11 protein-coding genes and 1 pseudogene are annotated in these 7,552 nt (G+C 47.2%); 5 read left to right on the top strand and 7 right to left on the bottom strand.

Annotated features, from left to right (window positions below; translation table 11 throughout):
- Nucleotides 1-35 precede the first annotated feature (35 nt).
- Nucleotides 36-602 (bottom strand): hypothetical protein, encoded by a 567-nt coding sequence (locus BN1128_RS02040; RefSeq protein ID WP_042865953.1) that lies wholly within the window; start codon nt 600-602, stop codon nt 36-38.
- Between the two features lie 118 nt (nt 603-720).
- On the opposite strand from BN1128_RS02040, the gene BN1128_RS24300 reads away from it, so the two are divergent.
- The 4 genes and pseudogenes from BN1128_RS24300 to BN1128_RS02055 all read left to right on the top strand — a co-directional run bounded on the left by BN1128_RS24300 (nt 721) and on the right by BN1128_RS02055 (nt 4,002).
- The gene (locus tag BN1128_RS24300; RefSeq protein ID WP_074045178.1) at nt 721-927 is read left to right on the top strand and encodes a helix-turn-helix domain-containing protein; all 207 of its coding nucleotides are present in this window, start codon (nt 721-723) and stop codon (nt 925-927) included.
- Nucleotides 928-1,169: 242 nt separating this feature from the next.
- Entirely contained in the window at nt 1,170-2,273 is a 1,104-nt protein-coding gene (locus BN1128_RS02045; RefSeq protein ID WP_042865955.1) for a DUF3289 family protein, read from the top strand.
- 601 nt (nt 2,274-2,874) lie between these two features.
- Nucleotides 2,875-3,108, top strand: a pseudogene (locus BN1128_RS26110) (DUF4172 domain-containing protein); the annotation flags it as partial.
- A gap of 66 nt (nt 3,109-3,174) precedes the next feature.
- On the top strand, nt 3,175-4,002 hold the full coding sequence (locus tag BN1128_RS02055) for a Fic family protein (protein ID WP_244464541.1): 828 nt from the start codon (nt 3,175-3,177) through the stop codon (nt 4,000-4,002).
- Between the two features lie 76 nt (nt 4,003-4,078).
- On the opposite strand, the gene BN1128_RS24310 is transcribed toward BN1128_RS02055, so the two are convergent.
- The 4 genes from BN1128_RS24310 to BN1128_RS02070 form a co-directional block, all read right to left on the bottom strand.
- Complete coding sequence (locus BN1128_RS24310) at nt 4,079-4,318, bottom strand: hypothetical protein (protein WP_244464540.1); 240 nt, start codon at nt 4,316-4,318, stop codon at nt 4,079-4,081.
- A gap of 82 nt (nt 4,319-4,400) precedes the next feature.
- Nucleotides 4,401-4,808 carry an H-NS family histone-like protein gene (locus tag BN1128_RS02060; protein ID WP_042865958.1) on the bottom strand — a complete coding sequence of 136 codons (408 nt, stop codon included), beginning with the start codon at nt 4,806-4,808 and terminating at the stop codon, nt 4,401-4,403.
- Nucleotides 4,809-5,159: 351 nt separating this feature from the next.
- Nucleotides 5,160-5,459, bottom strand: a complete 300-nt coding sequence (locus BN1128_RS02065) for a hypothetical protein (protein WP_042865959.1) — start codon at nt 5,457-5,459, stop codon at nt 5,160-5,162.
- 114 nt (nt 5,460-5,573) lie between these two features.
- Nucleotides 5,574-5,765: a hypothetical protein gene (locus BN1128_RS02070; RefSeq protein WP_042032933.1), complete on the bottom strand. Its 192-nt coding sequence runs from the start codon at nt 5,763-5,765 to the stop codon at nt 5,574-5,576.
- A gap of 111 nt (nt 5,766-5,876) precedes the next feature.
- On the opposite strand from BN1128_RS02070, the gene BN1128_RS02075 reads away from it, so the two are divergent.
- Nucleotides 5,877-6,329, top strand: a complete 453-nt coding sequence (locus BN1128_RS02075) for an antitoxin Xre/MbcA/ParS toxin-binding domain-containing protein (protein WP_042866014.1) — start codon at nt 5,877-5,879, stop codon at nt 6,327-6,329.
- Nucleotides 6,330-6,804: 475 nt separating this feature from the next.
- On the opposite strand, the gene BN1128_RS02080 is transcribed toward BN1128_RS02075, so the two are convergent.
- Nucleotides 6,805-7,185 carry a diacylglycerol kinase gene (locus tag BN1128_RS02080; protein ID WP_042865961.1) on the bottom strand — a complete coding sequence of 127 codons (381 nt, stop codon included), beginning with the start codon at nt 7,183-7,185 and terminating at the stop codon, nt 6,805-6,807.
- A 118-nt stretch (nt 7,186-7,303) separates the two neighbouring features.
- On the bottom strand, nt 7,304-7,552 hold a 249-nt coding region (locus tag BN1128_RS24315), incomplete at its 5' end, for a sulfatase-like hydrolase/transferase (RefSeq protein WP_338082123.1).

Raw genomic sequence — 7,552 nt, forward strand, 5'->3', positions numbered from 1 at the left:
GATTCTCAGCCAAGTCTATCTATTCTGACCGTTCATCAAGAGGCACTTCTAAACGCCATCAGCCCCCTCAAAAGCCTCTCCACGGCCTCCAGCCTGCCCCGCAAATCGCGACTTTCTGCAACGGTATGGTTGATGGCCCTTTCAATCGCTAGATCCAATATGGAGAAGTCGGATCTTAACTCCTGGTACTCAGTGAGCATTGAATCACATTCCTGCAACGCTTGACGGTAGTGCTGTGCTCTCGCACTCAGCCCGCCCAAGACAGACTCATACGTTTCCGGCTCACGTTCCTTACCCGATTCCGTTACAAGCGCATCCGGCCCAATAAAGTCCTCTTTGAAATGCACTTCATCGAACTTGGGAGTCCTGATGAAATGAGAAAAGCGTCTCCCATCATCAACGTTCTTCCTTTTTAGAAGTCCCTGATTTACGAGCTTGATCAGATGCCGATAAATGAAGGTATAACGCCGCTTACGTATCTGCGATTCTGCTTCGTCACCAAAAATGGCATTTACAAATCCTATCGCAGTGAAGTCATCCATCTGCAATCGAATGAGTGCGGTGTAGAGCGCGGTTGGTAACCACACAGTCTGGGAGCTCATAAGTAATCCTTAGTCTCGAACGAAAACAATTAGTGGAAATCTAAACTCGATTGCGGATTATAATCCGTGGTTGTTAGCCAGACAACCAGAGATAGTGCTCGCCAGTGAGAGGCGAGACATGCAAGATCTAGCAAAAAAATTTGGTGATGCTGTACGTAATAGACGGCTTCAATTGGGCGTATCGCAAGATGCACTCGCATATGCGGCCGAAATTGATAGAAGCTACGTAGGACGAATTGAGCGTGGTGAGGTTAATATCACCCTGGAAAAGGCTTATCGTCTTGCCAGAGTAATGGGGTGTGACATTCGCGAGTTGCTGCCATAGATATATTTTCCAAATAATTATATCTTCACCCAGATAAAACTATATTTCCCTATAATTATTCACAGTGATGGTAATTAGCCTCATTGCCAGCTTTAGCATTTTCCTATTAGCTATTCCCCCCCCTGTAGCCTATCTATAGAAAGCGTCACAAACTGCCGTTTTCAGAAAATGCCTACATGGTCTCGATTGGCGCATTGATGATAAAGTGATCCTCTCACTACTCTTCATCGAGCCCTCTATACATGCAGAAACCAGACCTCAGAGACATCAGCCAACTTACCAAGGACGAGTTCAAGCGCATTCTAGGCCCTGTGGCTGGAAGCCTTGATGACGGGTCGAAGGTCATATTGGGGATGCAATCTGATGTGTTTGCTTGCTGCACTATCCAGGGAGATCAAATCTCGGTGAGGGGAACACCAAAGTTTGAGCAGGCCATCAAGTCAGCATATGCCCAGGCCAAGCCGACAATGTGGTTCGGTTCGGCAGAGAAAGAGCGCCCGAAGGCAGAAACCATTCCTCCTGCTCTCAAGCCAAAAACCGATACAACATCAGCCACAACCTATCGTGTACCTGTGCTCATCTACAAGTCGAAGCGTGAGCCAGGTAAGAACGTTGATGGCAGCCCCGCCGAAGATATGACCTACGGCAAAATGACGGCAGAGCAGATCAAGGCTATCCCCATGTTCGTAGGGAAGATGGGAGATGACGGCTTTATTGGTGATCTCGAAAAAACTGACCCCAAGGTGTTCTTTAGTAGCTTCCGCAACATGGCCACATTGTTTGCGACTGGCGACTTGAAGATGAACATTCTGGCCATGATCGCCAAGTTCGAGAAATCCGAGGGGGGTGAATATCGGAACCAAGCGTTGACGAGAGCAGCACGAGCTCACCCGACCACGATCAAGTTCTCAGATACCCTTATCAAGGAAGTAAAGGCAAAGCTGGCCGAACTTGATGGTGATGTGAACAAGCTTGTTCTGAGTGACTTGATGCAGCAATACAGCAAGACCTCCGGCTTTCGGTTACCCATCTTCAACTCTGCGGCGGATAAGATACAGGGCCTCACAATTGCGGTTAACGATGTCTGGGCAGGCAAGGCGGAAATCACGACATACGAAAAGTTTGGCGATTTCTACAAGGGCACGATCAAAGTAACGCTATATGACCACTTCGGTCTCGATTATCCTGACATTGGGCCTGACCCCACGACCGGAAGAGTCAAGTTCTACGGCCTGGCGTCCGGTTTCAGAAGCTGGTTTGTTCTTCAACACTACAAGCGCTTTGCCTACAAGCCATTTTTGACCGTTATTGAACTCAGCTATCCATTCCAAGGGGAACTAAAGTGAGCGCAGCAGTGAAGACAGAGAGAAAATGGGTATTTGTTTTGTTCATGCTCTATCACCTCTTGAATGCATCGATCCTGTTCATTCAGCCGGTCTATGACTGGTTTAACGATGAATACTCACTGACTGGCCTATATGTACTGCTCATGCCCTATCTCTGGGGTTTGATAACGATACTGGGTGCGATTTTGTTCTTGTCAGATCGCTCTTGGAAATACCTTGCAGGCAATCTACTCGGTGGTTCAATTCTTCTCTTTTGGTGGCTTAGACTGGCATCCCAATATTAGTGAGTGTCGTCAGGTATATGAATGAGCAGACCAGACGGCATCTGCTTGTGCGTGGCTTTATGCAGCGTAAGCTGCAAGCTCCATCCAAAACGGAAATGAATTCCCGCCTGGTCTATCTACTGGTTGCTGTAGCGCCACACAGCAGCAATAAATCCAGTTTTTCGTCAGCTCCGGTCTGAGATTTTCAGCCTGTATCTCCATCCTCATTACCAGCTCTGTTGGTCTGCTGCATGTGTTATATTCGGCTCAAACATTGAGCTGAATGATGGGCTGGGTCGGCTCATTATTGAGACCCTAGCACGTTGGATGAGGAAATAATGGAACCATTTTGGATTTGGCAACAAGCAGATTGGCCCCATTTTCGTTGGCAGGATAGCGAGGTATTGCCCAGATTACGGCATGCTCAACGCAGGCTGGGAATGCTAATAGGTAGTCATTCCAGATTGGGGAACTCCGACCAAACGTTGGATACGTTACTGGCTAACATCATCTCCTCATCCGCTATTGAGGGTGAGCGTCTCAATGCCCAATCCGTGCGTTCTTCCCTGGCTAGACGGTTAGGGGGATCACAAACTCAGTCCTATCCAGTATCAGAGCGCTCAGAGGGGCTCGCGGCCATGATGCTGGATGCCATCGACAACCATGAACAACCACTGACAATTGAACGACTTTACCAATGGCATCGTTGGCTGTTCCCCGCCAACGAATGGTCGGTGCAGCCAGTGAACGTAGGGCAGTTGCGAGGAGATGAGCCGATGCAGGTTGTCTCTGGGCGTGTTGATCGCCCCACCGTGCATTTTGAGGCACCGCCCAGAGCAACTCTGGACGATCAACTGGCCGAGTTCATCCCCTGGTTTAACCAGACTCAGCATGACCCCACGATGGATCCCCTCCTTCGTGCGGCAATCATCCATTTCTGGTTCGTGACCCTTCATCCCGTCGATGATGGCAATGGGCGGCTAGCACGGGCATTGACCGATCTCGCGCTGTCACAAGCTGACAGCCACGGTATCCGGCTGTATGCCATGTCCGTTGGTATTCTAGAACGGCGGGCAGACTACTATCGGGCATTGGGGTCAGCACAGAAGGGCTCGTTGGATATTACCTCCTGGATTTGTTGGTTCCTCGACACACTGGATTACGCCATAGAGCTGGCATTACAGAGTATTGCTCGTGACCTTGCCAAGGCATCTTTCTGGCAGCGGCACTGTCATGACGGTCTGAGTCCAGAGCAAACCAAGGTTATTAACCGTTTATTGGATGGCGGCCAACAGGGTTTTGAAAATGGCATCAACGCCAGCCAATATCAAAAAGTCGCCGGAGTCAGCAAGGCGACGGCTACACGCCATCTGGCCGAATTGGTGGGTAGGGGGTGCATTGAGAAATTACCTGGTGGCGGACGCAATACACGCTATCAGGTCTGCTTGCACACTGAGGTAGTTTGAAAAAGCATCGCCATGGGAGCGTTAATTTCGTTTGGTAGATGAGATCTGCGATTAACGTACCAATGACGCACTTTAGTTAAATGTTGACGCCATGATGCGTACCAGCTGGCATATGGACGAATAAACTTAGCCGACAGTCATTACTCTCAACAGACCTTTTGAGCGACAATAAACTATTTAGAACATCGGGATCAATTTCAGGAACATCACCTGCACCGAGATTTGAAAGCAATTTGGTCACAGCGATATGAACTCGCAGCTCTTCGGCATGCTCCTTGGCTCTCTGGACAACCTCGGGTGATTCGGATGAAATCATATCCTCCAATGTCCTCCTCATACAGTGCTCCTACTACAGATAGAATTAAAGGCCCACGCCGAGCAGGCATGGGCTCTGCGCATTAGATCAAGAAGTCATCCAGTGCTTTTCCAGCCGCAACTGCTTCTGCGATGGCCTTGGGCATGCGGCCCTGGCCAGTCCAGGTCTTCTCCTGACCATCCTCGGTGTAGCGATACTTTGCAGGACGAGGAGCGCGTTTCGCTTTAGCTGACCCCTCAGCTTTCGCTGGAGCCGAAGTGCCAACCAGCTCACTAGGATCGATGCCTGCTTCTTTCAGCAGCTCGGTAAACTCAGCCAGCTTTTGCAGGCGTTCTTCTGACTCTGCTCTGATTTTGCTCTCTTGCTGCTCACGTTCGGCATAGATTTCGTCAAATTTGTCTTTAGCCTCGACCAACTGCTCAAATGACAACTCACGCAATGCAGCTCTCAGACTACGGATATTCAACAACGTTTTCAAAAAATCGTTCATTTTTATCCTCATGTATCACATTTTTATATCAGTGAAATTATCTCTCAACCCCAGCATTAGCACCACTGTTTTTGGCACCAAGATGACTCAAAAATAGCATCATTTAAAATTCGTGAGCTAAATTGCGTTTGGATCTGCTTATTGGCCTAGCTCCAATCTGCTATGAAACTATGTAGCCAAAAATTAAATCTAGGTGGTAGTGAGCGTTGAGACCACCTCACCAGATGAGCCGATGAACGATCTTGGTCGGCTCACGAAATGAGCCGATAGGACAATATCATTGGCTCACAGAATGAGGCGATGATAGGAAATAGTTCTCTCCACACAACCTCGAATATGGGGGCATACTATTCAGATTATCTCCCTATTAGAATAATCACGCCCAAATGTGTCTGGGTTTGCAGCCTCATAGTCATCGTCAAACATATGTTCCCCGCGATGCATCTCCCTCATTGTTGCGAGTATACCGAAAAAACACATTTCACACAGATGCACCAGATAACGCTCACCATCGTGACGGGAACCATAGCCAAAATCCGCCGATAACGAGCCATATTGGTTGGTTCCAAAATTCGTTTTTGTACTACGACCACAGACATCACAGAGAATGTCAACGACCTGCTCTTTTGGCACAATTTCTTTTACGAGCATGCTAAGCTCCTTATTTAAGGCTTTATGAAAACTATAATATCTTCTGCTTTTGATGTGGGAGTAACCTGGGCTGGCTATTTATCACTGGCATAACCAGCATTGAACTCTCATTTGTTATTTTTGGATGTCTTTGCACTCAAATTTTGGAGGTGTTTTCCAACCTGTAACGCGCCCACTGCGTTTGTTGATCCTGCGGTATTCATTCCCCAACAGGATTTCCCATTCAGAGCCGTTCTCCGATAGAACCTGAAAAGTAGTCCCAAGCTCAATGCCTAAACCTGGTTCAGTACAGACCAACTCGGTCATCAGTCCTCCTCAATGCAGGGGCATTCTGCTGTGAATCTTCCACTCAAAGCGACAGTTTGGAGTAGGATAGCTCATGAAAGGTCGTGTTTGTACAATGAGGAATGCTACATGATGCCCTATACAACCTATCATCCTAGTAGTGACGCAGCTACTCCGAACCAGCTCCTAGAAGGTCTTGGTATTCCTCGTGACCCACTGGGAGCACATCAATGGATCGTGGCTGGCGTAGCACCGGACATACTCTATCGGCTCGCCGAATTGATGAAGGCGGATGTGGGGACTGTTTGCCAATGGTCTGGTATTAGCCGGAGTACACTGGCCCGCAAGCTGCGGATTACAGCCCCCCTATCAATATCGCAGGGTGCCAGGGTATACGGAGTTGCACAGGCTCTCGATACGGTGCTCGCCTTTCACAGGAACGATACCGTCAAGACACTGTCGTGGTTAAACCGAACCGCCTGGGGCCTCGGTGGCGTAGCCCCAGCTAAGTTGTTGGCTACACCAATGGGGGTTCAGGCTGTTGTCGATCTGGTGGGACGGATTCAGCATGGGGTGTGCCTATAAATTTAGGCAGCCTGTGGCGTCATCTTTCAGTTCAAAAAAACATCACGACAGTTTTTTTGCAAATTTTTTCGTTTTAGCCACTTGAAAAATTCTGAAAACTGTCCATTTACTAATTATGAGAACAAAAGACTTTTTTAAACATTCCGCTGCTTCGCAGCGAAGATAAACCAGTTTTACTACTTCCCCACATACTATTTTATTAGAATCGACACTTATATTAGCATTCAAACATGTCAAGCTTTAATAAACAGGCTCAAAAATCATGCTGTCATTACTTAACTAAGTGTCAAATTTCGTATGAGTAGAATCAAGACCGAAAAACAGTCATAATAAAATATGGTTATTTTCGCACCTATGGTGCGGGCTAAACAGACAAAAAGTTCCACCTTATGATTAGCATCTATTATTTTTTCATTTAACAGCCACCATTTATGGTGGCTGCCATGAATAATTAAAAATATTATTGATGATAACACTACCACCAGGCTAATAAATTACGCCCTGTCAATGCCCCCCACACTATGGCATTCAACATCAGAGCAATGAAGACAGCCGCAGAGCCCATGTCTTTAGCTCGACCAGAAAGCTCATGATGCTCTGACCCTATTCTGTCTACTACTGCTTCAATAGCTGAGTTCAGGATCTCTACAATCACAACCAGCCAACTTATAACCATTAGGAGTAGTATTTGATTTAAACTATCTCCGACAAAAAACGCTAGAGGCATCAACAGCACAATGAGTAACAGTTCCTGACGAAAAGCCGCTTCATGTCTCCAAGCTGAAGAAAGTCCCTTCATACTATAATTGGTGGCATGAATGATTCGGGTAATTCCAGTTGCACCAGGCTTTGCCACTTTAGCTTCCTCTTTCTGCTTTGCCCGTTAAAAAATTTCAACCATGAAATACACGGACAATAGTAACAAACCTATTATTTAACAGATAATTGGGGGCCTGAGCCCCCAACAATGTAATTTATTGAACATTACGACATTGACTGAAAATATCTAGACCCTTTTCGTAAACTGATGTTTTGACGTCCCAGATACCCAATACAGATGAGAAAATATTATCGTGTGAGTAACGAGTATCAGCGGCTTTCTGCTGCAAACACGCCATATCAACGCCTTTCTCTTTGGTAAATCCAGGTGACATCCACACCTGCATAGGTACGCGGGTCTGATCATCCGGTGCAAACTTGTACGGTGTACCGTGCAGGTAAAG

The organism is Aeromonas piscicola, from assembly GCF_000820005.1.
Classification (GTDB): Bacteria; Pseudomonadota; Gammaproteobacteria; order Enterobacterales; family Aeromonadaceae; genus Aeromonas; species Aeromonas piscicola.